General features: G+C 72.3%; 23 protein-coding genes. 7 read left to right on the forward strand and 16 right to left on the reverse strand.

Annotation, left to right across the window (positions count from 1 at the left end; genetic code table 11):
• Window positions 1-41: 41 nt before the first annotated feature.
• The gene (locus tag DB32_RS46935) at window positions 42-818 is read left to right on the forward strand and encodes a glycosyltransferase (protein WP_053234543.1); all 777 of its coding nucleotides are present in this window, start codon (window positions 42-44) and stop codon (window positions 816-818) included.
• 22 nt (window positions 819-840) lie between these two features.
• Here the strand turns inward: DB32_RS46935 and DB32_RS21590 are convergent, their stop codons facing one another.
• The 13 genes from DB32_RS21590 to DB32_RS21650 form a co-directional block, all read right to left on the reverse strand.
• The gene (locus DB32_RS21590) at window positions 841-2,181 is read right to left on the reverse strand and encodes an alkaline phosphatase PhoX (RefSeq protein ID WP_205627068.1); all 1,341 of its coding nucleotides are present in this window, start codon (window positions 2,179-2,181) and stop codon (window positions 841-843) included.
• A gap of 50 nt (window positions 2,182-2,231) precedes the next feature.
• Entirely contained in the window at window positions 2,232-3,170 is a 939-nt protein-coding gene (locus tag DB32_RS21595; RefSeq protein WP_157069264.1) for a phosphoinositide-specific phospholipase C-related protein, read from the reverse strand.
• 37 nt (window positions 3,171-3,207) lie between these two features.
• On the reverse strand, window positions 3,208-4,218 hold the full coding sequence (locus DB32_RS21600) for an NAD-dependent epimerase/dehydratase family protein (RefSeq protein ID WP_053234545.1): 1,011 nt from the start codon (window positions 4,216-4,218) through the stop codon (window positions 3,208-3,210).
• Between the two features lie 42 nt (window positions 4,219-4,260).
• Window positions 4,261-4,971 carry an alpha/beta hydrolase gene (locus DB32_RS21605; RefSeq protein WP_053234546.1) on the reverse strand — a complete coding sequence of 237 codons (711 nt, stop codon included), beginning with the start codon at window positions 4,969-4,971 and terminating at the stop codon, window positions 4,261-4,263.
• Window positions 4,972-4,983: 12 nt separating this feature from the next.
• Complete coding sequence (locus DB32_RS21610) at window positions 4,984-5,403, reverse strand: hypothetical protein (protein ID WP_053234547.1); 420 nt, start codon at window positions 5,401-5,403, stop codon at window positions 4,984-4,986.
• Between the two features lie 117 nt (window positions 5,404-5,520).
• Window positions 5,521-7,200 carry a fatty acid CoA ligase family protein gene (locus DB32_RS21615; protein WP_053234548.1) on the reverse strand — a complete coding sequence of 560 codons (1,680 nt, stop codon included), beginning with the start codon at window positions 7,198-7,200 and terminating at the stop codon, window positions 5,521-5,523.
• Window positions 7,197-8,042, reverse strand: coding sequence for an alpha/beta fold hydrolase (locus tag DB32_RS21620; RefSeq protein WP_083458536.1), 846 nt, complete (start codon window positions 8,040-8,042; stop codon window positions 7,197-7,199). Before DB32_RS21620 ends, DB32_RS21615 begins: the two co-directional genes overlap by 4 nt.
• Window positions 8,043-8,110: 68 nt before the next feature.
• Window positions 8,111-9,124 (reverse strand): 3-oxoacyl-ACP synthase III, encoded by a 1,014-nt coding sequence (locus DB32_RS21625; protein ID WP_053234550.1) that lies wholly within the window; start codon window positions 9,122-9,124, stop codon window positions 8,111-8,113.
• A gap of 52 nt (window positions 9,125-9,176) precedes the next feature.
• Window positions 9,177-10,457, reverse strand: a complete 1,281-nt coding sequence (locus tag DB32_RS21630; RefSeq protein WP_053234551.1) for an alkaline phosphatase D family protein — start codon at window positions 10,455-10,457, stop codon at window positions 9,177-9,179.
• Window positions 10,458-11,192, reverse strand: coding sequence for an MBL fold metallo-hydrolase (locus DB32_RS21635; RefSeq protein ID WP_053238894.1), 735 nt, complete (start codon window positions 11,190-11,192; stop codon window positions 10,458-10,460).
• Window positions 11,189-11,677 carry a pantetheine-phosphate adenylyltransferase gene (gene coaD / locus DB32_RS21640; RefSeq protein ID WP_053234552.1) on the reverse strand — a complete coding sequence of 163 codons (489 nt, stop codon included), beginning with the start codon at window positions 11,675-11,677 and terminating at the stop codon, window positions 11,189-11,191. The genes DB32_RS21635 and coaD overlap by 4 nt, the downstream gene beginning before the upstream one ends.
• Before the next feature lie 14 nt (window positions 11,678-11,691).
• Window positions 11,692-12,873 (reverse strand): MFS transporter, encoded by a 1,182-nt coding sequence (locus DB32_RS21645; RefSeq protein ID WP_053234553.1) that lies wholly within the window; start codon window positions 12,871-12,873, stop codon window positions 11,692-11,694.
• A complete protein-coding gene (locus DB32_RS21650) occupies window positions 12,870-13,487 on the reverse strand; it encodes a TetR/AcrR family transcriptional regulator (protein ID WP_053234554.1) in 618 nt (205 codons plus the stop codon). The genes DB32_RS21645 and DB32_RS21650 overlap by 4 nt, the downstream gene beginning before the upstream one ends.
• A gap of 122 nt (window positions 13,488-13,609) precedes the next feature.
• On the opposite strand from DB32_RS21650, the gene DB32_RS21655 reads away from it, so the two are divergent.
• Window positions 13,610-14,299: a hypothetical protein gene (locus tag DB32_RS21655; protein WP_053234555.1), complete on the forward strand. Its 690-nt coding sequence runs from the start codon at window positions 13,610-13,612 to the stop codon at window positions 14,297-14,299.
• Here the strand turns inward: DB32_RS21655 and DB32_RS21660 are convergent.
• Window positions 14,217-15,320: a class I SAM-dependent methyltransferase gene (locus DB32_RS21660; RefSeq protein WP_053234556.1), complete on the reverse strand. Its 1,104-nt coding sequence runs from the start codon at window positions 15,318-15,320 to the stop codon at window positions 14,217-14,219. The two genes, DB32_RS21655 and DB32_RS21660, sit on opposite strands and share 83 nt — an antisense overlap.
• A gap of 95 nt (window positions 15,321-15,415) precedes the next feature.
• On the opposite strand from DB32_RS21660, the gene DB32_RS21665 reads away from it, so the two are divergent.
• The 3 genes from DB32_RS21665 to rsmI all read left to right on the forward strand — a co-directional run bounded on the left by DB32_RS21665 (window position 15,416) and on the right by rsmI (window position 19,315).
• Window positions 15,416-17,296: a hypothetical protein gene (locus DB32_RS21665; protein WP_053234557.1), complete on the forward strand. Its 1,881-nt coding sequence runs from the start codon at window positions 15,416-15,418 to the stop codon at window positions 17,294-17,296.
• Window positions 17,297-17,378: 82 nt separating this feature from the next.
• Window positions 17,379-18,479 carry an RNA polymerase factor sigma-32 gene (locus tag DB32_RS21670; RefSeq protein ID WP_083457598.1) on the forward strand — a complete coding sequence of 367 codons (1,101 nt, stop codon included), beginning with the start codon at window positions 17,379-17,381 and terminating at the stop codon, window positions 18,477-18,479.
• Window positions 18,476-19,315: a 16S rRNA (cytidine(1402)-2'-O)-methyltransferase gene (rsmI, locus tag DB32_RS21675; RefSeq protein ID WP_053234558.1), complete on the forward strand. Its 840-nt coding sequence runs from the start codon at window positions 18,476-18,478 to the stop codon at window positions 19,313-19,315. Before DB32_RS21670 ends, rsmI begins: the two co-directional genes overlap by 4 nt.
• On the opposite strand, the gene DB32_RS21680 is transcribed toward rsmI, so the two are convergent.
• Both DB32_RS21680 and DB32_RS21685 read right to left on the reverse strand, forming a co-directional pair.
• Window positions 19,282-21,027, reverse strand: coding sequence for an IPT/TIG domain-containing protein (locus tag DB32_RS21680; RefSeq protein WP_053234559.1), 1,746 nt, complete (start codon window positions 21,025-21,027; stop codon window positions 19,282-19,284). The two genes, rsmI and DB32_RS21680, sit on opposite strands and share 34 nt — an antisense overlap.
• A 25-nt stretch (window positions 21,028-21,052) precedes the next feature.
• Entirely contained in the window at window positions 21,053-22,378 is a 1,326-nt protein-coding gene (locus DB32_RS21685) for a hypothetical protein (protein WP_157069266.1), read from the reverse strand.
• 221 nt (window positions 22,379-22,599) lie between these two features.
• On the opposite strand from DB32_RS21685, the gene DB32_RS21690 reads away from it, so the two are divergent.
• The gene (locus DB32_RS21690) at window positions 22,600-23,016 is read left to right on the forward strand and encodes a hypothetical protein (RefSeq protein ID WP_053234561.1); all 417 of its coding nucleotides are present in this window, start codon (window positions 22,600-22,602) and stop codon (window positions 23,014-23,016) included.
• Between the two features lie 76 nt (window positions 23,017-23,092).
• On the forward strand, window positions 23,093-23,710 hold the full coding sequence (locus DB32_RS48400; RefSeq protein ID WP_169791509.1) for a hypothetical protein: 618 nt from the start codon (window positions 23,093-23,095) through the stop codon (window positions 23,708-23,710).
• Window positions 23,711-23,721 lie beyond the last annotated feature (11 nt).

Consider the following 23,721-nt stretch of genomic DNA (forward strand, 5'->3'; position numbering starts at 1 on the left):
CCATACTCGCGCGTCCCGAGCACCCCTGGAGCCAGCCTCGCGTGATCGTCGTCCTGCCTTGCTTCAACGAGGAGAAACGCCTCGATCCCCACGCCGTGGCGCAGCTCGTCGCGGACCCGCGCATCGACGTCATCCTCGTCGACGACGGCTCCACGGACGGCACACGCGCGCTGCTGGAGTCGATCGCGGCGCGCCATCCAGATCGCGTCACCGCGCTGTCGATGGGTCGCAACGTCGGCAAGGCGGAAGCCGTGCGCACCGGCGTGAACCTCGCGCTCGAGCGCATCGTGCGCGGCGAGGCGCGCGACGATCTCGTCGGCTACCTCGACGCGGACTTCGCGACGCCGCCCGAAGAGCTCTCGCGCATGCTCGATCGCATCGAGGACAGCCCGGCGAAGGTCGCGATGGGATCGCGCATCGCGCGGCTCGGCGCGCGCGTGCGCCGCAAGCAGACGCGCCACTATCTCGGTCGGCTCTTCGCGACGACGGCGTCGATGGTGCTCGACATGAGCATCTACGACACGCAGTGCGGCGCGAAGCTCTTCCGCGACACGCCCGCGCTGCGCGCCGCGATGAGCGTGCCGTTCCGATCGCGCTGGGTGTTCGACGTCGAGCTGCTCGGACGGCTCACCACCGGCACCGCCGACGCGCCGGGGCTCGCGGTCGACGACTTCCTCGAGATCCCGCTGGAGGTCTGGGAGGACGTGCGCGGCAGCAAGCTCGGCGTGAAGGGCGCGCTGCGCGGCGGGATGGATCTGCTGCGCCTCGGCGCTCGCGTGAAGAGCGCCGGGCGCGGCGAGTTCTTCCCGAAGAAATGACCGCGGTCAGTTCCTCGGATCGTCAGACCGGCTCGTGGAACGGGCCGGTCACCTCGAACGTCACGCCCACGCCGCCGCCGCCCTCGGCGCCGCGCTGCGAGCTGAAGTAGAGGCGCGTACCGCTCGGGTCGAACGCGGGCCCGGTGATCTCGGACCCCGTGTGGCCGACGACCTGCGCGATCGGCTTGAGCTGACCGTCGGGGAGGATCGCGACGATCTGCATCGTCCCGCCGTCCTCGGCGACCAGCACGTCGCCGCAGCACGAGACCGTGAGGTTGTCGACGCCGCGCAGCGGCGCCGGATCGCCCTGCTCGGTGATGTCGTAGATCACGTCGAGCTCGTTCGTCGCGACGTCGAGCGCCCACACGCGGTTGTCGCCCTTCGTGCTGAAGTAGACGACGCCCTCGTGGTACCAGATGCCCTCGCCGCCGCGGAACGCGGTGCTCTCCGCGACCTGCATGCGCGTCGGCACCTCGCCCTCGAAGCGCGGGTCCGGCAGCTCGGCCCACGTCACGCGTCCATCGCCGCCGACGACCGCGACCTCGAGACGTCCCGACGAGAGATCGGGATGACCGCGGCTCGTCAGGCGATCGGGCACGAAGCGATAGAAGCGTCCGTCGCTCTCGTCCTCGGTGAGGTAGACGTGCGCGCGCACCGGATCGATCGCGGCGGCCTCGTGCTTGAACACGCCGAGCGCGGGACGCGCGACCGCCTCGTGCTCGCCCCACGGATCGCACTCCCACACGCGACCCGTGCCGGTCTCCTCGCACGAGAGCCACGTGTGCCACGGCGTCTTGCCGCCCGCGCAGTTCACGCTCGTGCGATCGAGGATGCGATGCGCGGCGACGATCTCGCCGTCCGCGTCGAAGCGCACCGCGCCCACGCCGCCGATCAGCGGGACCTCGCAGTTCGACGTGTAGATCCAGCCGCCGTCTTCGGTCGCGTAGGTCGCGCCGCCGTCGGGGAAGCGATGCCACTCGTAGCTCGTGCCCGCGACGGTCTCGCCGGTGCGGCCGATGATCCGCGACGTGAAGCCGGGCGCGAGGCGCACGCCGTTCGCGTCGGGCTCGCCGAGCGCGCCGATGTCGGCGATGCGCGATCGCAGCGGCGGCGGCGCGGGGATGTCGCGATGCGGGAACTCGAACGAGCCCGCGTCGGGCATCGTCGCGTCGATGCCGCTCGCGTCCTGCCCGGAGAGGCCCGCGTCGGTCGCGCTCGCTGGTCCTCCGTCGTCGCAGCCCATCAGCGTGCGCGACATCATCGCGGCCGCGAAGCCCGCGAGCCCGCCCTTGAGCAGCTTGCGACGAGGAACGAGCAGACCGCTCCTCGTCACGCCCCAATCGACCACCCGTCCCGAAGACATGCGCGCGAGAGTGCCACGTCCGAGGGATTTTCGGATCGTGCGCGCGCCGCTCAGAGCCCGTTGAGCTCGTCGACGACGTCGAACAGGTCCGACGCGTCGTAGAAGTCGACGGTCACGAGGTTCGGAAAATCGCCCGTTTCCTCGCGACAGCGCATCACGTGCTCGCGCAGCACGTCGTAGTTCACGAGCTCCGACTGTTCGCGCGATGCGAGCGGGTTCGTCACGAAGTGGTTGAGCACGAACACCGCGTTGTCACGCGAGCCGCGCAGCACGTCGCAGTCGAAGTCCGCCGCGCTCTCCGCGCGATAGTCGTTGTCCCAGACGTAGTCGTACGCGTGGTGGTGCCAGGGCAGCGAGACGTTCGAGGTCTCGGTGAAGATCACCAAGCGACGGCCGCTCGTGATCATCTCGCGCAGCGTGGGCCACGGCGCGTCCTCGGCCTGCTGGTGCAGGTATGGAAGAAGCCCCGCTTCTTCGATGACGGCGGCGAACGGCGCCTCGTCGACGTGCGGCTCGAAGACGATCGAGATCACGTCGGCCGGATGGCAGTCCATGAACTGCCGGAGCTCGATCATCGCGTCGATCAGCGGGCGCATGCCGAGCACGCCGCAGCCGCCGTGACAGAGCATCACCTGCGTCGCGCTCGCGGGCTGGTGCGTGTCGAGCATGAACGCGCGCACGCCGTCCTCGAGCTGGTGCCAGAGGTTCCGGCCCTGGTTCGGCGCGATCCAGCCGTCCTCCTCGCTCGACATCCCGTTGTGGGTCGTGGGGAACGCGACGGCGTCGTAGGCGCGGTCGCAGAGCGCCGCGTGGCCGTTGCACACGAGCGGATCGGGGAGGCCCGTCGCGGGCGTGCACCTCGGGCCGGCGTCGATCGGCGGAGGCGCATCGAGCGGCGCGTCGAGCCCCGCGTCGACGGGATCGCTCGGCGCAGGACCACACGCGAGCACGAAGAGCAGCAGCACGGATGAAGAGAAGCGTCGCGACATCGTCGCGAGGCTCTCACATTCGTGACACCGATCGCTGTCAGGGCGCGTGCAAGGACGCACGGAGCCGGCGAAGGCCCTCGGCGGTCGAGACGGGGGCCTCGTACCCGAGGTCGCGCTTCGCGGCGCTCAAGTCGAACCAGTGCGCCGTCGCGAGCTGGTGCGCGACGAAGCGCGTGAGCGGCGGCTCGCCCGAGCGGCGCAGCGCGCGATACGTGCCCTCGAGCAGCGCGCCCGCCGCGTACGCGACGCGCGGATCGATGCTGCGCACCACCGGCGGCAGGCCCGCCGCGCCGACGATCCCGAGGATCAAGTCGCGCAGCGGCATCGGCTCGCCCTGCGCGACGAAGTACGCGCGTCCCGCGCACGCGGCGCCCGGCGCGAGGCGATCCCACGCGCAGAGGTGCGCGTGCACCGCGCTGTCGACGTAGGTCGCGTCGACGCGCTTGTGGCCGCCCCCCGGCAGCACGAGGCGACCGCGCCGCGCGCGCTCGAGCACGCGCGGCACGAGGTGCGGATCGCCGGGGCCCCACACGAGGTGCGGGCGCAGCGCGACCGTCGAGAGACCTGCGAGCGTGTTCTCGGCGAGCACCATCTTCTCGGCGATCGCCTTGGTCTCGGGGTACGCGGTCTCGTAGCGCTCGGCGTACGGCGTGCGCTCGTCCGCGCCCTCCACGTCGTCGCCCGCGTGCACCACGCTCGGCGTGCTCGTGAGGACGAGCTTGGGGATCGCGTGCTCGCGGCACGCGTGGAGGACGTTCTCGGTGCCGACGACGTTGCTGCGGTAGTAGTCGGCGTAGGGGCCCCACACGCCCGCCTTCGCGGCGACGTGGAACACGCCGCGCGTGCCCTCGGCGGCACGCGACACGGCGTCGCGATCGGCCAGATCGCCGCGGAAGATGCGCAGCTTTCCTTCGCGCTCGAGCGCGTCGAGCGCCTCGTATCGACCGCGCTGGATGGCGTGCACGAACACGCCGCGCGCGACGAGCGCACGCACGATGCCGCTGCCGACGAAGCCTCCGGCGCCTGTGACGAGAACGGGCTCGCTCATGTGCGCGGTCGCGTGCCATCCGCGGCGCGCGCACGCAAGCGATCAGCGCGCGGTCACCTCGCGCACGAAGGTCGCGATCTCGGTGGACACCTCGGGCGTGGCGACGTGCCCGCCGGTGAACGGTCGGAAGCGCACGTCGAGCCCGCCTTCGCGCATGAGCGACACGAGGCGCTCGGTGTTCGCGAAGGGGAGCACGTCGTCCTCGCGGCCGTGCGAGACGTACGCGCGCAGCCCGCGGCGCGACGCGAAGCGCGCGCCCCACTCCGCCTCGTCGACGAGCGTCCCGCTCATCAGCACGAGGCCCGCGAGCGGCCGCGGATCGTGGAGCGCGACGTCGAGCGCGAGCATCGCGCCCTGCGAGAACCCGCCGAGCACGATGCGATCGCTGCGCACGTCCATGCGTCGCTCCACGTCGTCGAGCAGCGCGCGGACGCGATCGCGCGCCGCGCGCATCGCGGGCACCGGCGTGCGCGGGAGCTCGCGGAGCGCGCACGGGAAGCGCCACCACACGAAGCCCTGCACCGCGTCGGTCGGCCGCGTCGGCTCGGGCGCATAGGGGAACACCAGGCGTGTGCCCGGCGGCAGATCGGGCCGCTCGGCGAGACCGACGAGGTGCTCGGGGCGCGAGCCGAAGCCGTGCAGCAGCACGAGCACGGGACCCTCCCCGGCCCCTCGCTCGATCGTGCGCAGCGGCGCGACGCTCGAGGCGCACGCCGCGATCGACGCGATCACGCAGAGGACGGACGCGCGCACTGCGCGAGTATGTCACCCCAGCGTGCGCGCGATGCGCTCGACGTCGCCGCGTCGCCCCAGCGCCTGCCCGGCCGCGCCGAGCGTCGCGAGCAGCCACGTCTCGGCCTCGCCCATGCTGCCGAAGATGCGCATCGGGGCGCCGTTGCGGACCACGAGCGCGATGCTGGTGATCACGCCACGCAAGAGCGCCGCGCCGAATCCGTCGCTCTCGTAGACCACCGCCGAGCCGAGGATCGGCACGCCCGGGAGCTGCATGAACTGGTGCGCCTCGCGCCGGACGTCCTCGCCGACGTGCGTCAGCTGCGTGCCGGACGGAAGCACGCTGAACAGGCCGATGCCCGACGGGTGCGCGCGCGCGAGGCCGCGCGCCTCGTTCGCGGCGTGCCGCACCTGATCGGGCGTCGACACGGCGCCCCAATGGATGACGAGCACGTTCTGCGCGTGAGCGCAGCGGACACCAGCTGGGCGGCTCATCGACCGCACCAACCCGCGCGCGCGTGGAGCATCCGGCGAGGATGCCGCGTCCGACCGCGCGCCGGAAGAGGCGTATCAACGCGACAGCTGCTCGGTCGCCCAGGGGCCGAGGTCTTCGCGGCGGATCTTCGCGTTGTGGCGCACGTCCACCGGGAACTTCTCGTGCACGAGGAAGTGTTCGATCCGCTTGGTGCGCTCGTTCGAGCGCGCGATCTCGCCGAGCTCCGTGACCAGGCGCGCGCGCTCGGCCGCGGACATCGCGCGCCACGGCTCGACGATGATCACCGGGACGGTGCGGCCCGCGAGCTTCGCCGCGACGAGCGCGCTGCGCCTCACGTCCGAGTGCGCGTTGAACGGGCCCTCGCACGGGATCGTGAAGAGCGTCGTTCCGTCGTCGAGCACGACACGGTGCGACTTGCGGCCGCAGAACCAGATGCGGCCGCTCGCATCGCGCCACCCGAGATCGCCCATGCGGTGCGCGATGCCCCCGGACGTGTCGATCTTCGCGCGCGCGGTGTGGTCCGGCGCGCCGACGTATGCGTGCGTGACCTGCGGGCCGCGCACCACGATCTCGCCGATCTCGCCGTCGGGCAGCACGCGCGCCTCGTCCCAGCGCGCGATCGGATCGTCGGTGATCGCGATCACCTCCACGCGCGCCGACGGCACCGCGCGACCGACGCAGATGCCCTCGCCGCGCTCGGTGCGCGCGCGCGTCTCGCCGAGCACCTCGTCGTGCGCGATGGTCGCCACCGGCAGCGACTCGGTCGCGCCGTACGGCGTGTGGATGCGCGCGCCCTCGGGCAGCAGCTTCGCGAACTGCTCGAGGATGCGCGGCGCCACCGGCGCGCCCGCGGAGATCACGCGGCGCAGCGAGGAGAAACGAATGCCCTTCGGGACTGCCCAGCGCGACACCGTGTCGAGCAGCGCGGGCGAGCCGAACATGTTCGTCACGCCGAAGCCCTCGATCGCCTCGACGATGTGGCGCGGATCGACCTCGGCGGGGCGCGTCGCGTCCATGTCGGGCAGGACCGTGACCATGCCGAGCGCGGGATCGAAGAGCGCGAAGAGCGGGAACGTCGGGAGATCGATCTCGCCCGGACGAATGTCGTACATCGCGCGGATCGACTCGACCTGCGCGCTGAACGTCGCGTGGCGATAGAGCGCGCCCTTCGGCGGGCCCGTCGAGCCACTGGTGAAGAGGATCGCGGCGAGGTCGTCGGGCGCGACCTCCGCCATCGATCGCTGCGAAGTGCGCTCGCCGCGCTCGCGCAGGTCGTCGATCGAGAACGCGCGGCGGCCCGCGATCGGCCGCGCCCAGCGCGGCGCGACGTTCACCGTGATCTCGACCGTGCGCTTCGCCCACCCGAGCACGGCGCGCGCGGCGTGTGCCTTCGGGATGCCGACGAACGCGCGCGGCTCCGCGCGATCGAGGCACTCGCCGAGGTGCTTCGTGCCCATGCCGGGATCGACCATCACGAGCGGCGCGCCGACCTTGAACAGCGCGAACACCATCGCGAAGAGATCGAGCGAGGGTGGGACCATCAGCACGGTGCGCACGCCGGGCCCGATGCCCACGTCGCGCAGTCCGCGCGCGAGACGATCGCTCTCCTCGTCGAGCTGGCGATAGGTCCAGTGCACGTAGCGCGGACGGCCGCGCGCATCGCGTCCCGCGGGCGCGAACACCGCCGGTGTGAACGGCTGATCGCGCGCGACGCGCGGCAGGTGCGCTGCGATGTTCGCGGAGTCGACGCTCACGCCGCGCGCTCGCGCGCGAGCGGATGATCGGCGAGGAAGCGCTTCACGAGCAGCACGATCACCTCGGGCACGTCCTCGAGGACGTAGTGCCCCGCGTCCTCGAAGCGATGCACCTCGGCGTGCGGCATCCGCTTCTCCCACTCCGCGAGGAAGTGATGATCGAACACGAAGTCGCGCATCCCCCACGCGATCAGCGTCGGCGTCTGCCGGAACTGCGCGAGCCCCGCGGCCATCTCGTCGATGCGCGCGTACGCGCGATCGCTCGGCTGGAGCGGGATGTCCTGCACGAAGCGCAGCGTCGCGATCCGCGAGCTCCAATCGGAGTAAGGCGCGAGGTACGCGCGACGCAGCTCGGGCGACATCGGCTTGCGCGTCACGCACGTGTACGCGGCGCCGCGCGCGAACGCGTTCCCGCCGCGCACCATCAGCGCGCCGAGCGGCGTGCGCGTCAGGCGCAGCGCCGCGGGGAACGTCTTGCTCTGCGGCAGGTGGAACGCCGCGGTGTTGAGCACCACGAGCCGCGCGACGCGATCCGCGTGGCGCGTCGCCCATCCGAAGCCGATGCCGCCGCCCCAGTCGTGCACGACGAGCGTGATCTCGCGGTTCACGCCGAGGTGATCGAGGAGCTTCCCGAGATCGTCGATGCGCGACGCGAGCGTGTACTCGTAGTCGACGTCGTTCGGCTTGTCGGAGAGCCCCATCCCGACGTGGTCCGGGACGATGCAGCGATGCGTCTCACGCAGCGCGAGCACGAGCGCGCGGAAGTAGATCGACCAGCTCGGGTTGCCGTGCACCATCACGATCGGCGGCGCGTCGCGCGGGCCCTCGTCGAGGTAGTGCATGCGAATCCCGCCGCCGCGGTCGAAGCGACGACCTTCGAAGGGATAGACGCGCCGATCGATCGAGACGCTCACCAGACGATCTCCGCCATCGCGCAGTTGAGGCCGCTGCCGATGCCCATGAGCGCCACGCGCATTCCGCTGCGGAGGCGCCCGATCTCCGCGGCCTTCGCGAGCACCATCGGCACCGACGCGGGCCCCACGTTGCCGTGCTCCGGGAAAATCGCGTGGATCTTCGCGGGCGCGACACCGAGCTGCGCGGCGAGCTTCTCGGTGTGCTGTCGGCTGACCTGGTGGATGACGACCTCGTCGAGCACGTCGGGGCTCCAGCCGAGCTCGGTGCGCGCGAGCTCGAACGTCTTCGACGCGAGGTCGAGCCCCTGCGTGAGGAGCTTCTGCGCGTCGGTGACCATGCGGTCCGCGTGACCGCGGCAGAGGTGGTTCCAGTCGGTCGCCGCGAGCGACACGCCGCCGCGGAACGCGTGGGCCGCGGGCGCGAGATCACGGCGGCACAGCACCATCGCGGCCGCGCCCGATCCCAGCGTGAGCGTCGCGAACTCCTCGCCGAGAGCGCGCGCATCGCCGCTCGCGTTGAGACGATCGATCGTCTTCTCGACCGCGAACCGACTGCCCTCTCCGTCGACGACGAGCGCCGCGTCGATCGCACCGCGCTCGATCATCGCCGCGACGAGCTCCATCCCGTCGAGGAACCCGAGGCACGCGTTCGCGAGATCGAAGTTGCGGCAGCGCGGCGAGAGCCCGAGATGACGATGCACGATCGACGCGGTCGAGGGCTCGACGAAGTCGCGACAGACGCTGGTGTTCACGAGCACGCCGATGCGCGCGCGATCGATGCCCGACGCGACGATGGCCTTCTCGCCCGCCTGCGCGGCGACCTCGCTCGGCTGCACGCCCTCGTCCCAGAAGCGACGTGCCTGCACGCCCGAGAGCGACGCGATGATCCCCGGCGCGAGCCCGAGCCGTTTCAAGAGCGGCGAGAGCCGATCCTCGAGCTCGCGGGAGCTCACGCGATGCGGCGCGTCGACGTACGCCACGCTCGCCACCGAGACCGAGGAGAAGAGCATGAGGAAGCGCGGGGTGTAGCTCCGTCGCGACAGCCGGGGAAGTGGCGCCGGATCACGGGCGCACGAGCGCGAAGCGCTCGGTGCCGAGCTCGTCGATCCACGCGAACGAGATCGTCGGAGGCGCGGTCGCGCCGTCGATCTCGAGCCACCCGAAGCCGCGCTGATCGCGGCCGACGAAGAGCGCATCGGGCCCGAGCGTCTCCGGCGCCGGCGCGCCGCGGAAGAACGCGGCGGTCGGCGTGCACTGCAGCTCGAGCACGGTGCCGCCGCCGGGCAGCGGGAGCTCGACCACCGCGGGCCAGTGCTGATCGCCGCTGACCACGAGAACAGTGCTCGGATCGTTCGCCTCGATCGCGCGCAGGATCACGTCGCGCTCGAACGCGAAGCCGTGCGCCCACGCGTCGAGGCCGGTGTCGGCGTAGCGATGGAGCGGCGTGGGCGATGCGATCACGCGCAGCGGCGCGTCGCTCGTCTCGAGCCACGTGATCAGCGCAGCGAGCTGTGCGTCGCCGAGCATCGTCTTGCGCGGTCCGTCGAGCGCGACGTTGGGCGAGCGGAACGTGCGTGTGTCGAGCACGAAGAGGCTCGCTGGTCCGGCGTCGAGGACCGTCCACTCTTCGTTGCTCGGAGAGCGCGAGCGCTGCATGCGCTCGTACGCGTCGCGCGCGACCTCGGTCCGCTCCGCGTCGAGCGTTCCGTCGAAGTCGTTCCACGACTCGTGGTCGTCCCACACGAGCAGCGTGGGCACGTTCGCCCAGCACGCGCGCAGCGCGTCGTCGTCCCACGTGCGGCGGTAGAGCGCCTCGTACCCGTCGCGCGTCGCGGGGATCATCCCGCTCGGATCGAGGTCCGCGTACACCTGATCCCCGAGCCCGAGGTAGAGGTGCGGCGAGAGCGCGCGGATCCGATCGAACGCGACGTAGGGCGCGCTGTCGGGATGGATGTCGGCGCCGATCGCGAAGCGCACGAGGCCATCACGCTCCGGCATCGTGCGGAACGATCCTTCGTGCGTCGCGTCGCCCGCGCGCACGACGAAGCGGTGCTCGGTGTCGGGCGTCAGGCCCTCGATGCGCGCGAGGAAGAGGCCATCCGCGATCGCCTCGAAGGGCGCGGTGCCGACGCCGACGATCTCGGCGTCCTCGGGTGCCACGTCGGTCTCGCACCAGATCGCGATCGAGCGCGCCGTGGGCATGACCGGCCATGGGCCCAGCGTGATGGTCGCGTCGCGCGGCGGTTCGTCGTCGCCGCACCCGCCGAGCATGGGCGCGACGCCGAGCGTGCGCGCCGCGAGCGTCGCGAGGCCGAGTGTCCGCAGCGTCGCGCGTCGTCGCATTCAGACCTCGTACGCGCGGCCCTGCTCGAGACACTCGATGTTCGACGCCGCGAGGTCGAACGAGTCGGGGAAGTGCACGAGCCGCATCTTCGCACGCAGCGCGGCGTCGAGGGCGGCGAGCGACTCGTACGGCGTGTGGGTCCCGAGGTTGGTCTCGTGCACCACGAGGTCGGCCTGCGCGAGCCACGCGATCAGCTTGGGATCGAACGACGTGTCCGCGGACAGACCGAGCGAGCGACCCCCGGCGCGGATCCTCAGGGCGGTGGTGGGCACGTGGTGGTGCGTGCCGCGGCACTCGATCTCGAACGGCCCGATCGAGACCACGCGCGTCGTGTCGAGCGCGACGTGCTCGAAGTAGTCGTCGAAGCGCATCGCGCGCAGCCCCGACGCGGTCTCGAGCCGCTCCATGCCCGCCGCGAGATGTCCGTCCCAGGCGCGCGCGATCACCGCGGGATGCGCGGCGACGCGCGCCTTCTTGCCGAGCGCGAAGTGCGAGAAGTAGCCGTAGCCCTCGAGGCCCGACGCGTGATCCGCGTGCAGGTGCGTCAGCACGACCGCGGACACGCGCTCGAGCCGTAGATCGAGCCCCGACGTCTCGCGCGCCTCGCGGAGCATCTTGCGGATCGGATGCGGGCAGTCGACGAGGATCAGCGCGCCCTCGCTCTCGATCGCGAACGACGTCGAGTACCAGCGCTCGGAGAACGCGTCCCCGACGCCGAGCGGCACGAGCCTCATCGCGCCTGCTCCGCGATGCGCGTGCGCAGGTGCGCCGCGATCGAAGGCGGGCACCACGGCTCGAGATCGTCGCCGCGCGCTGCGCGCGCCTTGAGCTCGGAGGACGAGACCTTCGCGAGGTGCGCCTCGGCAGGCAGCATGATCGTGCTGAGGTCCGGCGCGAGCTCGCGGTTCTGCCGCGCCAGATCGGTCTCCCACGCTGCATCCGCCGCGTCGCGCAGGCCGCGCACCAGGTGCGTCGCGCCGATCGCGCGGGCGTGCTCGATGACGAGCTTCGACGTCCACGCGACGCTCACCGTGGGCATCATCGCGAGCGCCTCCCGGATCATCGCGACGCGCTCGTCGGCGGTGAAGAGCGGCTTCTTGGTGGGATGCACCGCGACGAGCACGCGCACGTGCGCGAAGAGGCGCACGGCCTGGCGCACCACCGAGACGTGCCCCTCGGTGAGCGGATCGAACGTGCCGGCATACACCGCGATCGTCATGGCTCTCCTCTTCTTCACGCGAACGAGGGCGAGGTCGCGACCGGCACGCGCACGACGTCGGCGAGACCGATGACCGCGAGCGCGATCGCGAGCACGAAGTGACCGACGTACCCGAGGTGCTCGGCGCTGACACCGCCGAGCGCCGACGCGATGCCGGTCGCGAGCACGACGACGCTCGCCTGGAGCGCGTAGTCGGTCGCCGCGTGCGCGGGCCGGCACGCGTCCATCATCGCGGTGAAGAGCGCCGCGGTCGCCATCCCGGCGAAGACGTGCTCGATCGCGACGACCACGTGCAGCGCCACGAGTGACCGCACGCCGGTGGCGGGCACGAGCCACGTCGCGATGCCGGCGACCTGCAGCGCGCCGAAGATCGCGAGCGCGCGACGACGCCCGAGCCGCGGCACGAGCGCGCCGCCGATCAGCGCGCCGGCGAGGCCCGCGGCGAAGCCGGTGCCGCCGAGCAGCGCCGCGAGATCGCCCGCGTCGAGCCCACGATCGACGAGCATCGGGCGCGCCATCGCCGTGGCGAGCGCCTCGCCCGCCTTGAACAGCACGAGCACGCGCAGCCAGCGCAGCGCGCCCGGTCGCGATGCGGCGTCGCGCAGCGCGGTGTTCGTCGGACGCAGCGGCGCGGGCGTGCGCGCGGGCTCGTGCGTGATCAGGAGCGGGATGGTCGCGAGCGCGAGCGTCGCGCCGAGGGCGAGCATCGCGGGCGCCCATCCGATGTGCGCCATCGCGCCGAGCACCACGCCGCCGCCCGCGATCATCCCGACGCGATAACCCGCGACCTGCAGGCCGTTGCCGAGGCCGCGCTCGTCCTCGGGAAGGAGATCGACGGCGAGCGCGTCGGTCGCGATGTCCTGCGCCGCGGCCGCGAGGTTCGTCAGCGCGACGATCACGAAGAGCGCGGGCAGGCTCGCCTCGGGCGACGCGAGCGCAGCGAGTGCGAGCAGGAGCGCGCTCGTGATCTGCAGCGGGACGATCCACGCGCGGCGAGTGCGCGCACGATCGACGAGCGGCGCGACCAGCGGCTTGAGCGCCCACGGCATGGCGAGCAGCGACGAGAGCCCGATCAGCGAGAGCGACACGCCGCGCTCGCGCAGCACGACGGGCAGCGCCTGCACGAAGAAGCCGAATGGGAGCCCCTGCGCGAAGTAGAGCGCGCCGAGCACCACGAGCCGCCCCGTCCGCGTCATCGTCGTGCCTTGGGTTGAGAAGCCAGGAGCCCTTCCGCGATGCGCGTGATCGTCGGCGCGGCGAAGCCCTCGGGGAGCACGCCCGGCGCAGACGCGGCGATGCGATACGAGCCCTCGATCGCGGCGAGCAGGCCCGCGGCGATGCGGCGCGCGCCGCGCACCTCGCGACCTTCCGCGCGCAGCGTCGCGGAGACGAGGTCGTCGATCGCGTCGAGCTGCTTCGCGATGGCGCGCGCGTAGACGTCGCGGACCTCGGGCTGGTGCCCGGCCTCCGCGGCGATGGCGGCCCAGCTCGCGACCGCGGCAGGGTCGGCGTCGTCGCCCTGCGCGACGTGCGCGTCGAGCAGCGCGAAGAGCCGCGCGCGCGGATCGTCGCCGGCTCGCTCGGCGCGTCGCTCGAAGCGCGCCTCGAGCGTCGCGGTGAGCCGCTCGACGAGCGCGAGCAGGATCTCCTGCTTCGACGCGAAGTGATAGTGCAGCAGCCCCGGCGTCATGCCCGCGGCGCGCGCGATCTCGGCGGTCGTCGCCGCGGCCCAGCCGCGCTCGGCGAGCACCCGGAGGAGCGCATCGACGATCTCGGCGCGGCGCGCGCTGGTGTTCGATGGACGTGCCATGCGAGTTTCTTGGTTGGCTGACCAAACAATGAATGCAACCGAACCTGCCGTCAAGCGCGGGCCGAGATCGCGCGTCGCGCAGAAAGTTGCGTCGCGATCTCCGCGTCCGTAGCGTCCGGCGCATGTTTGCCGTCTCCACGCGCGAGCCCACGCTCGCCGAGCTGATCCGCGGTGTCCCGCTGAGCGTCGTGTTCGCCGACGGCGAGCTGATCGCGGCCGTGCGCGAGCGCGGTGAGGGGATGCTCCCGCTCGATCCGCCGTTCCACGTGTCCGACGAGGACGCGTACCTCGTGCTGCCGATCGACATCGGGCTCGAGCTGGTCGACATGTTCCGCGACGGCGACGTGGACCTGCTCGAGGAAGCGATGCGCGACGGGCTCGTCGCGATCGGGACCATCGAGAAGCAGGGCCGCGGCAAGCTCGCGCTCGCCGTCGAGCAGTGCGCGCAGCCGTCCGAGCTGATGAAGGATCTGCCGTTCGCGGAGACCGTCGGGATCGGTCGCAACGTCGATCCCCTCGAGGTCCTCAACGAGCTCGAGCACGTGCAGTGCACCGTCGCGAGCGGCTTCGTCGACGAGGAAGGGCTCGAGTCGATGCTGAGCGAGCGCGAGTTCGCCGGGCTCTCGTGGCGCGTGCCCGAGGGCGACAAGCAGCGCGCCCACGTCGACCCGACGTACGTGTGGTCGAAGCGACTGCCCGACGGACGGATCGCGATCGAGTGCGCGCTCTTCAGCGAGTACGAGGAGCTCGTCGCGGTGCTGCGCCCGGTCGCGCTCGCCCCGCTCGATCGGCCGCGGCTGAGCGCGGTCTGATCACGAGCACGCCGATCTCCTGGCGGTGCGCGGGCAGCTGGATCGCGCGCGCATCCGCCCCGGGGACGATCGCGCGCGCCTTCTCGAGCAGCGCGGGGATCGACGCGATCATCGCGGCGTCGTTCATCTTGAGCGTGAGGATCGCGCCCTCGACGCGCGTCGTGCTCGCGATGCGTGCCGCGTAGCGCAGCGCGACCGGCGGCGCGAGGTTGAGATCCGAGAGCAGCCAGCGCGCATCGTGCGGCAGCTCGTCGCGCGTCACCGCGCCGACCGGCTTCGCGAGGTGCGTGACGCGCGCGTCGCCCGGACCTCGATAGGCGAGCACGTGCGGGTCCATCTCCGCGGGATCGATCGCGACCACGCTCACGCCGCGACGCGCGAGCGCGTACGCCGCACCGCCGGGCGCGGCGCCGACCTCGATGGCAACGTCGCCGGCACGCACCGGGACGTCGCCCCACACGATCATCTCCTCGACCTTGCGGTACGCGCGGGACGGCGAGCCCGCGGGCACGTCGATCGGGATGCGCCCACCGGGCCACGCGATCGCGCCCGCGCGATGCACGTGCACGCCGACGTAGAGATCGTCCTCACCGACGATCACGTCGAGCACGCGGTCGCCGCGCTCGGCGCGCGCATCGCGCTCGATCTCGTCGGACAGCTGCGCGCGCAGCTCGCGCTCGATGCCTCGCGCGCGCTCCTCTTCCTCCGGCGCGAGCTCCTCGGCGCCCTTCTTCCCGCGCGCGAAGACGTGCAGCCGAAGGCGCCCTGCCCTCGCCTCCTCACGCGCGATCCGCACGACGTCGTCGACGCTCTTCGCGACGCCGACGCCCCGGCCCCACACCCGCGCGACCACCGTGAGCGCGTCCTCGCTGGACGCATCCTCGGTCGAAGCGGCGTCGCGCTTCCACGTGACGAGCCCGGCGCGCCCGTACGCGAAGCGCCACGCCGGCCGCGCCCGCGCGACCTCGCTCTTCGCCCACGCCTCGACGCCGGGGCGCACCACCGCGAACACGAACGACATCGGCGCTGCTTTTGTCCGCGGTCCTGCGATCCGTCCACCTCGCTTGCGCGCCTGCACACGCGTGGGCCACTCTTCCGCCGCTTTCGGGCCGTCGAGTGCTGGTGCTCATCCTCCTGACCGCGCTCGCGTTCCTCTCCGGCGTCGCCGTCGCCGACCGGCTGTATCCGGAGAGCCGCGCCGAGCGCGCGCTCGCGGCGTGCGTCGTCGCGCTCGCGATCGTCGCGGGCAGCATCCACGCGCTGGGCTGGATGAACGTGCTCACGGCCGCGAGCCTCGCGGGCTCGGTCGTGATCCTCTCGATCGTCCCGATCGTGATCACGATGCGGCGTGATCCGCGCCGGCTCGCGCACGCGACGCGCGAGATCGTGATGCTGCCGGTCGACGCGATGCGCGAGGCGTGGCGCGCGCGCAGCGTGGTCGTGGTCGCGCTGCCGTTCACGCTCGGGATCTTCGCGTGGACGGCGTGGCTCGCGTGGCTCGCGCCGAGCGGGTCGTGGGACGGCGTCTGGTACCACGAGCCGATGGTCGGGTTCGCCCTGCAGAACCGCGGCTTCGGGCTCGTCGAGGTGCCGATCCAGCTCGAGTGGGTGAACGGCTATCCGCGCACGTCCGAGCACTTCCTGCTCTGGACCACGGTGTTCGGCGATCGGCGCCTCATCGACGTCGTGCCGAGCGTGATGGGCGCGATCTCGCTGCTCGCGTTCTACGTGATCGCCGCGCGCGGATCGTCGTGGCGCATGGGCGCGCTCGGGCTCGCGTGCGTGCTGGTGACGATCCCCGCGGCGGTGCTCCAGCTGCGCAGCACGTACGTGGATCTCACGGTCCTCGCGACCTTCCTCGCGAGCGTGCACTTCGTGACCCGGCCGAGCCTCTCGGCGCGCGACGTGTGGATGGCGTCGCTCTCGCTCGGCGTGCTCGGCGGCACGAAAGCGAACGGGCTCTTCTTCGTCGGCGTGCTCGCTTCGATCGGGCTGGTCGGCGTCGTCGCGCACGCGATCCGTGCGCGCAGCGCGCGCATCGTGGGGCACGCGATCGCGGGCCTCGCGCTCACGATCGTGCTCGTCGCGCCTCCCTACTGGCGCAACTTCGAGCGACACGGGAACCCGATCTGGCCGCTGCGCTACCACAGCGCGCTGCTCGACGTGACGCTCGAGGGCCCGCACGACCTCACGAACGATCACTGGCCGCTCGCGCAGCAGCTCGAGGAGATGTTCGGCGCGCCGCGGCCCGGCGAGGACTATCACGACACCCGACGCCACGCGTACGGCTACTCGCTGACGTTCGTCGCGCTGCCGCTCTTCGTGCTCGGGCTGATGCGCATGCTCGGCGCGGCGTTCGCCGCGATCGGCCTGCGGCGCCGCCGGGAGCTGCTCGAGCTCACGCGCATCGGCGTGGTGCTCGGCGTGTGCGCGCTGACGCTGCTCACGTCGCCGGCATACCAGTGGGGTCGCTACGCGCTCCCGATGCCGGCAGGCGCGCTGCTCGTCGTGCTGTGGCTCCTCGGCGGTCGCGCGCGGCGCGGGCTCGGTGAGGGCGCGCTCGGGGCGATGGTCACGCTGAACCTGATCACGCTCTTCTGGGCCGCGCCGGGGTGGGACGTGACGGTCACGCGCGCGCTCGAGCTCGCGCAGATGAGCCCGCGCGAGCGCGCCGAGCAGCCCGCGAGCCTCAACCTGCTCCCGGCCGAGTCGAGCCGGCTGCGCACCGAGCGCATCGCCGACGGAGACGTGGTCGCGTTCTCCGACGAGGTCTCGTTCCTCGCGAACCTCTGGAACGAGCGCATGAGCAACCGCGTGGTGTTCGTTCCCGCCCCGAGCTCGACCGCGTTCCTCGATCGACTGCGCGAGATCGACGCGGAGTGGGTCGTGGTGCGACGCGGGACGTCCGAGGAGTCCGCGCTGCGACGCGAGGGCTCCGGGTACGAAATGCTCGCGCCCGGACAGCGCGACGAAGTGATCTACGAGCGAGCGCGTTGAGCCCGGGATCACGCGTTCTCGCGTGCTTGTCCCCGGCCCCGCCCTTGCACCAAACTGGCCCGCGCCCCAGACGGAGTACCTCATGGCCCGCAAGACACCCAAGGCGAAGCGCTCCGACGAGGAGAGCGAGAGCACGGACGACGTGCTCGCGGGCGAGGTCGTGGACGAGCGCGAAGAAGCACGCGACGACGACGAGGGCTCGGAGGCGTCGGAGCAGGAGCCGCGCGACGACGACGAGGCGCTCGAGGGCGACGTCGTCGTCGAGGGCGAGGTCGTCGACGAGGTCGATCTCGCGGAGCCGCTCCCCGCGCGCCCCGCCACCGGCGCCGCGCTCACGACGCAGGACCCGCTCCAGGCGTACATGCGCGACGTGCAGCGCTACTCGCTGCTCACGCCCGAGCAGACGCACGAGCTCGCGGTGAAGTACGTGGAGAGCGGCGACGTCGAGGCGGCGCGCAAGCTGGTCACGTCGAACCTGCGGCTCGTCGTGAAGATCGCGTACGACTACCGCCGCGCGTACCGCAACATCCTCGACCTGATCCAGGAGGGGAACATCGGCCTGATGCAGGCCGTGAAGAAGTACGACCCCTACCGCGGCGTGAAGCTCTCGTCGTACGCGGCGTGGTGGATCCGCGCGTACATCCTGCGGTTCATCCTGAACAACTGGCGTCTCGTGAAGCTCGGGACGACGCAGGCGCAGCGCAAGCTCTTCTTCAACCTGAAGAAGGAGAAGGCGCGCCTGTCGGCGATGGGGATCGATCCCACGCCCGAGGTGGTCGCGAAGAACCTCGACGTCACCACCGACGACGTGGTGCAGATGGATCGTCGTCTCGGCGCGGGTGAGCTCTCGCTCGACGCGCCGGTCGGCCACGGCGATGGAAAGCCGACGTCGCGGATCGACACGCTGGCGGCGCTCGACTCGCCGGCGGACGAGCTGCTCGCGAGCGCGGAGCTCGAGGACCTGCTGACCGAGAAGATCCGCGAGTTCGGGCAGACGCTGAAGGGCAAGGAAGACGTGATCTTCCGCGAGCGCCTGATGAGCGACGAGCCGAAGACGCTGCAGGAACTCGGCGAGCAATTCGGCGTGAGCCGCGAGCGCGTGCGGCAGATCGAGAAGCGCCTCCAGGGGAAGATCCGGGCGTACCTCGAGCAGCACGTCGAAGCCTCGGCGTTGCCCTCGTGAGCGCCGGCAAGCTCTCGATCGTCGCGACGCCGATCGGAAATCTCGAGGACATCACGCTGCGTGCGCTGCGCGTGATGCGCGAGGCGGACGCGATCCTCGCCGAGGACACGCGGCGCACGTCGGGGCTGTGCCGTCATCACGGCGTGGGCACGCCGCTGCGCGCGTTCCACGCGCACACGCCGAGCGCGCGCATCGACGCGATCGTCGAGGAGCTGCGCGGCGGCGCGAAGCTCGCGCTCGTGAGCGACGCAGGGACGCCGCTGGTGAGCGATCCCGGCGCCGAGCTGGTGCGCGCGTGCGCCGAGGCAGGGATCACGGTGGAGGCGATCCCCGGGCCGAGCGCGCCGATCGCGGCGCTCGTCGCGAGCGGTCTCGCCGCGCCGAGCTTCGAGTTCGTCGGGTTCCTGCCGCGCGGCGGAGGACGGAGGACGCGCGCCCTCGCGTCGATCGCGAAGGCGCGCGGGGCGGTGGTGCTCTTCGAGGCGCCGAACCGGATCGCGGCGACGCTGCGCGATCTCGCGGGCGTGCTCGGCGGCGCGCGTCAGGCCGCGGTGTGTCGCGAGCTGACGAAGCTGCACGAGGAGATCGCGCGCGGCTCGCTCGATGCGCTCGCCGAGAAATTCGCCGAAGGGACGCTCGGCGAGATCACGCTCGTGGTCGCGGCGCCGGACGTCGCGCCCGAGGACGAGAATGAGCCCGTCGACGACGAGACGGTGCGCGCGTGGCTCGACGACGAAGGGCTCGGCACGCGCGAGGCCGCCGATCGGCTCGCGGAGCGCGAGGGCATCCCGCGCAAGGACGCCTACAAGCGCGTCCTCGCGCTCGCAGGGCGCTGAGCGCGGCGCACGAGGAGCAGCGCGAGCATCGCGAGGAGCGCCCACGGAGCGTGCGCGGCGCGCGCGCCGACGCTGCAGCCCGATCCGCTCGGAAGCATCGCGGGCATCGCGCCGGCGTCGGCCTCGGTCGGCATGCCCGCGTCGGGCGCGACACCCGCATCGTCGTTCGCGGGCGTCTCGTCGAGCATCTGGATCGCCGAGAGCTCCCACCCCGCGCCCTCGGTCGCGAAGCAGCCGACGTAGTAGACGCGCCGGAGCACGTCGTCGGTGCCGAGCGCGCAGCCGACCGGGGTCTCCGTGCCGCTCGACGCAGGCACCGAGACGTCGTCGACGAGCGCGCCGTCCTCGGCCGACACCGCGATCGCGCGCCCCGGCGACGCGATCCAGATCGCGCTCCGATCCGCGCCGAACACCAGACGATTCGGGCGCGGGCCGCCCGCGACGCGACGCTCCCACACGAGCCGTCCCTCGACGTCGAACGCGTCGAGCCACGACTGATCGCGGATCACGAACGTGCGGCCGTCGCGCCCCGCGAGCGGCGATCCGAGCCCGCCGCCCTGCTCGACGCTCGTCATGCCGACGAACGCACCGCTCGAAGGAGCGGCGAAGCGCACGCGCTGGCCGACCGACGACGACACGAAGCTCGACACGAGCACCGCTCCGTCGTCGCGCACCGCGGGCCACACCTGGAGCGGCGACGCGCTGCCCGACGGCGCGAGCGTGAGCGCGACGAAGGTCTCGCGACCGTCGTCGAGCGCGAACCCGCGCAGCGCATCGCGCTGGGGATCGCCCGGCGAGGTCGAGAGCGCGCCCTGCTCGGCGAAGACGAACGCACGGTCGATCGCGCCGCCCGGCGTCGACGCGCCGAACACGATCGGCGCGCCCTCGAAGGGCACCTGCGTGATCACGGGGTCGCCGCGGGTCGCCCAGACGGTCGCGCCGTCGTCGTGACGAAGGCGCATCATCCCGCTGCTCGGCCCGGGCGGATCCGTGCTCACGACCCAGCTCGCCGAGTTCAGGACGTAGACGTCGCCCTCGGGCCCGATGCTCGGGCCCGCGCTGAGGAAGCCGCTCTCGAACGTGCGCGCCCACGCCGTCGCGCCGTCGCGATCGATCGCGAGCACGTGCTCCTCGGTGCCCGACGTGATCGCGACGTAGGCCACGTCGTCGTGGCCGACCGCGATCGGCCCACGATCCGCGGCGGCCCACTCGACGTCGAGGGCGCGCGCCGCGTCGACGATCCACCGCACGACGCCTTCGCGATCGATCGCGTACACGAAGCCCCCGCCGTCACCGACGATCACGGTGCCGTCGCGACGCACGCCCGGCGCGTGGTGCCCCGCGCCGCTGCCGTCGCCGGTCACGCGCCACGCGATGCGATCGTCGACGGGCGTGCTCGGCAGGATCGTGATCAGGCGTGCATCGGCGCCTTCGGGCGTCACGACGCGCACCGACGTCTCACCGATCCGTGCGCCGACGGGCACGTACGCGGTGATCCCGGTCGAGGTCCACCTCGCCGTCGGCGCGGGCCTGCCGCCGATCTCGACGCGCGACGTCGCGGGATCACCGAGGTCGCTCCCGACGATGCGCACGCGCGCGCCGCGCGGCGCCTCGAGCACGTCGAAGCTGTCGATCCACGGCGGCGCAGCGAGAGCGCGCGCGGGGATCGCGATGAGGAAGAGCACGAGGAACGAGAACGCAGGTCGCATCATCGGAGGTCTCCGGTGGAAGGAAGCGTCAGGGCGCCCAGTACGCGTCGACGGCGAGCGCGAGCCGCGCCTCGACGTCGGCCTCGAGGACGAACGCGCCGTTCGCGTCGAGGCGCGTGGTGAACGCGGTGGTGCTCGTCCCGTCGCGCAGCTCGAGCGTCGTGTGCGGACCGCTCGGCGCGTCGGTGGTGGGCTCGGCGCCCGCGGCGAGGCTCCCGCGGCCCGCGCTCCACGCGCTGATGCGTCCCGACGCGGCGATCGCGCCCGCTGCGAGCGACGACGCGACCTGGCGCGGCGCGACGCCGAGCTCGATCTCCGCGCCGATGCGCGACGCGAGCGGGTGATAGAGCGCGTCGCCCTCGCGGTAGGGCACGAGGTACGCGGCGACGTCGAGGTAGACGAGCGCGTCGGCGCGCTCGGCGCGCAGCACGAGCTGCTGCGACGCGCTGGCGCCGATCACGAACGCGGTGCTCGCGCGGCTGGGGAACGTCGACTCGGGCGCGCAGGTCGCGATGCGCGCGAGGCCGCGGGTGTCGCCCTCGGCGCGCGCCGGACCGAGCGAGACGAACGCGCCCTCGTCGCAGAGCCCGTCGGGCCCGACGTGCGCCACGCCGATCAGGCCGACGACGTCGCCGGGAAGCGCGCCGAGCGGCTCTTCGGCGATCTCGTTGAGCGCGAGCCGCTCGTCGACGTCGGCCGAGGTCGGGCCGTGCCACACGCCCGCCTCGTCCCATCGCGCCGTGTAGAGCCGCACCGGACGTTCGAGGAAGCGCACGCCGCGCGCGCCCGGCCCCGGCGGAGCGAGCACCGCGGTGAGCTCGACGATCACGTCGGCCGCGGCGCCGTTGCTCGACTCGATGCGGAGCGTGCGCGACGCGCCGAGCATCGTGAGCAGCCCGCTGGTCCACGCGTCGTGCGGGCCCGCGCGCATGACGGGCTGCGACGAGATGGACTGGGGCGCGCCCGCGCGCACCTCGATGGTCGCGCCGGGCTCGCGCGGGACGAGCGTGAGCGTCGCGGCGATCGCGGCCGCGCCGGGCGGGAGCTCGAGGCCGGCGCACGCGTCGAGCGAGACGTCGATGCGCGAGTGCGTCGCGTCGAGCGCCGCGTGCGCACCGCACGGCGCGGCCTCGGCGCGCGTGTCGACGATCGCGACCGGGCGCACCGGGTACACCGCGAGCCCCGGCGCCTCTTCGGGCGTCGCCGCGTCCTCGCTGCCCATCGCGGCGTCGGTCGACGGACCGCCGTCGGCGACGTCGCCCACCGCCGGCCGCGCGTCGTCGCACGCGATGATCGCGAGAGCGGCCGCGATGAAGCCGAGGGCACGACGGGCCCGTGACGAGCGCTGATCCAATCCCACCTCCACGCACGGCCGTCCCAGGCCGTCCACGCAGCCCATGCTGCGCGTGGATGCGCGTCACGCCGCTGACGAGCGCTGACGCGTTTTGACGGGAATCGCGCCGCGTTTTTCCCGTCAGCGCAGGTCAGACCCCGTCAGCGGCGTGACGCGCAAGCGCGGTCACCTTCACGTGAGCGCGGCAGCTCGGGAGCTCCCCGGCGTCGCACGGAGGAACCATGCGCTCGATCGTTCGTGCTCTGTTCGTCGGCTCGCTGATGCTCGTCGGATGTGCGCCGGAGGGCCCCGAGGGATCCGTCGCACCGCTCGCATGCGACACCCACGCGGATTGTCCCGCGCGCCACGCGTGCGAGCCCGAGGACGGCGGCCCGGTGTGCCGACCGCTCGGCGACGCGACCGGCTCGGGCGTGACGTGCGCCGTCGACACCGACTGCCCGTCCGGCGAGGAGTGCGAGATCGAGCACGGCGTCGCGTTCTGCAAGGCGCACGGCGGCGACGACGACGGCGCGCCGTCGGGCGCGGCGTGCACGAGCGACGCGGACTGCCCGTCCGGACAGGAGTGCGAGGTCGAGCACGGCGTCACGTACTGCAAGCCGCACGGTGGCGGCGGTGACGACGACGACGACGGGATCTGATCCGTTCGATCGCTGAACCGTTGCGCATCGAGCCGCAACGGTCTTCTCTCCACCCAGTGCGATGTCGGAGGTTCGGGTGCGGCGGACGAAGAAGTGGCTGTGGATGATGAGCGCCGGGCTCGCGCTCTCGGCGTGCTCCGAGAGCCGTGGCGCCACGCCGGACGCGGCGCGCGAGACGACCGGCGACGCCGGCGCGATCGTGACGCCGCCGCTGCCGCTGCCCTACTACGAGGTGCCGGTCGCGGATCCTGCGCTCGCGCCGCACGCGCTCTTCTTCGTGCCCGACGTGCACGTGATCGTCGCCGCGGGCGAGGTCACGCTCACCTACGATTTCCCGCCGGATCTGAGCGGCGTCGAGGATCAGACCGTGACGCTGCGCGGCCCCGTCGGCCCCGTGGCGGGCCGTGAGATCGAGGGCACGACGCTGAGCGACGCGGTCGGCACCGGCACGTGCACCGTCGACGCGGCGGGTGTGGCGCGATGCACCGAGATCTTCACGGCGCTCCCGATCGACTACGCCGCCGCGCTCACCGCCGTCGAGGCGGGCGCGGCGAACGCCGAGGAAGCGCTCGCGCGCCGCGCCGTGGTCGATGCGTTCGTCTCGGATCCGATCGGCATCGTCGTGTTCGATCTCGCGACCGCGCTCGAGCCGAGCGGCGGCGACGACGACGACGATCACGAAGAGCACGACTGATCACGCGAGCC

Origin of the sequence: Sandaracinus amylolyticus (assembly GCF_000737325.1) — a bacterium.
Taxonomy (GTDB): domain Bacteria; phylum Myxococcota_A; class Polyangia; order Polyangiales; family Sandaracinaceae; genus Sandaracinus; species Sandaracinus amylolyticus.

What these genes read in the sequence shown, in the direction of transcription:
- DB32_RS21590 (WP_205627068.1), bottom strand. Translation starts at nt 2,181, where the DNA reads ATGTCTTCGGGACGGGTGGTCGATTGGGGCGTGACGAGGAGCGGTCTG.
- DB32_RS21595 (WP_157069264.1), bottom strand. Translation starts at nt 3,170, where the DNA reads ATGTCGCGACGCTTCTCTTCATCCGTGCTGCTGCTCTTCGTGCTCGCG.
- DB32_RS21600 (WP_053234545.1), bottom strand. Translation starts at nt 4,218, where the DNA reads ATGAGCGAGCCCGTTCTCGTCACAGGCGCCGGAGGCTTCGTCGGCAGC.
- DB32_RS21620 (WP_083458536.1), bottom strand. Translation starts at nt 8,042, where the DNA reads ATGCACTACCTCGACGAGGGCCCGCGCGACGCGCCGCCGATCGTGATG.
- DB32_RS21625 (WP_053234550.1), bottom strand. Translation starts at nt 9,124, where the DNA reads ATGCTCTTCTCCTCGGTCTCGGTGGCGAGCGTGGCGTACGTCGACGCG.
- DB32_RS21630 (WP_053234551.1), bottom strand. Translation starts at nt 10,457, where the DNA reads ATGCGACGACGCGCGACGCTGCGGACACTCGGCCTCGCGACGCTCGCG.
- DB32_RS21635 (WP_053238894.1), bottom strand. Translation starts at nt 11,192, where the DNA reads ATGAGGCTCGTGCCGCTCGGCGTCGGGGACGCGTTCTCCGAGCGCTGG.
- coaD (WP_053234552.1), bottom strand. Translation starts at nt 11,677, where the DNA reads ATGACGATCGCGGTGTATGCCGGCACGTTCGATCCGCTCACCGAGGGG.
- DB32_RS21645 (WP_053234553.1), bottom strand. Translation starts at nt 12,873, where the DNA reads ATGACGCGGACGGGGCGGCTCGTGGTGCTCGGCGCGCTCTACTTCGCG.
- DB32_RS21650 (WP_053234554.1), bottom strand. Translation starts at nt 13,487, where the DNA reads ATGGCACGTCCATCGAACACCAGCGCGCGCCGCGCCGAGATCGTCGAT.
- DB32_RS21655 (WP_053234555.1), top strand. Translation starts at nt 13,610, where the DNA reads ATGTTTGCCGTCTCCACGCGCGAGCCCACGCTCGCCGAGCTGATCCGC.
- DB32_RS21660 (WP_053234556.1), bottom strand. Translation starts at nt 15,320, where the DNA reads ATGTCGTTCGTGTTCGCGGTGGTGCGCCCCGGCGTCGAGGCGTGGGCG.
- DB32_RS21670 (WP_083457598.1), top strand. Translation starts at nt 17,379, where the DNA reads ATGGCCCGCAAGACACCCAAGGCGAAGCGCTCCGACGAGGAGAGCGAG.
- DB32_RS21680 (WP_053234559.1), bottom strand. Translation starts at nt 21,027, where the DNA reads ATGATGCGACCTGCGTTCTCGTTCCTCGTGCTCTTCCTCATCGCGATC.
- DB32_RS21690 (WP_053234561.1), top strand. Translation starts at nt 22,600, where the DNA reads ATGCGCTCGATCGTTCGTGCTCTGTTCGTCGGCTCGCTGATGCTCGTC.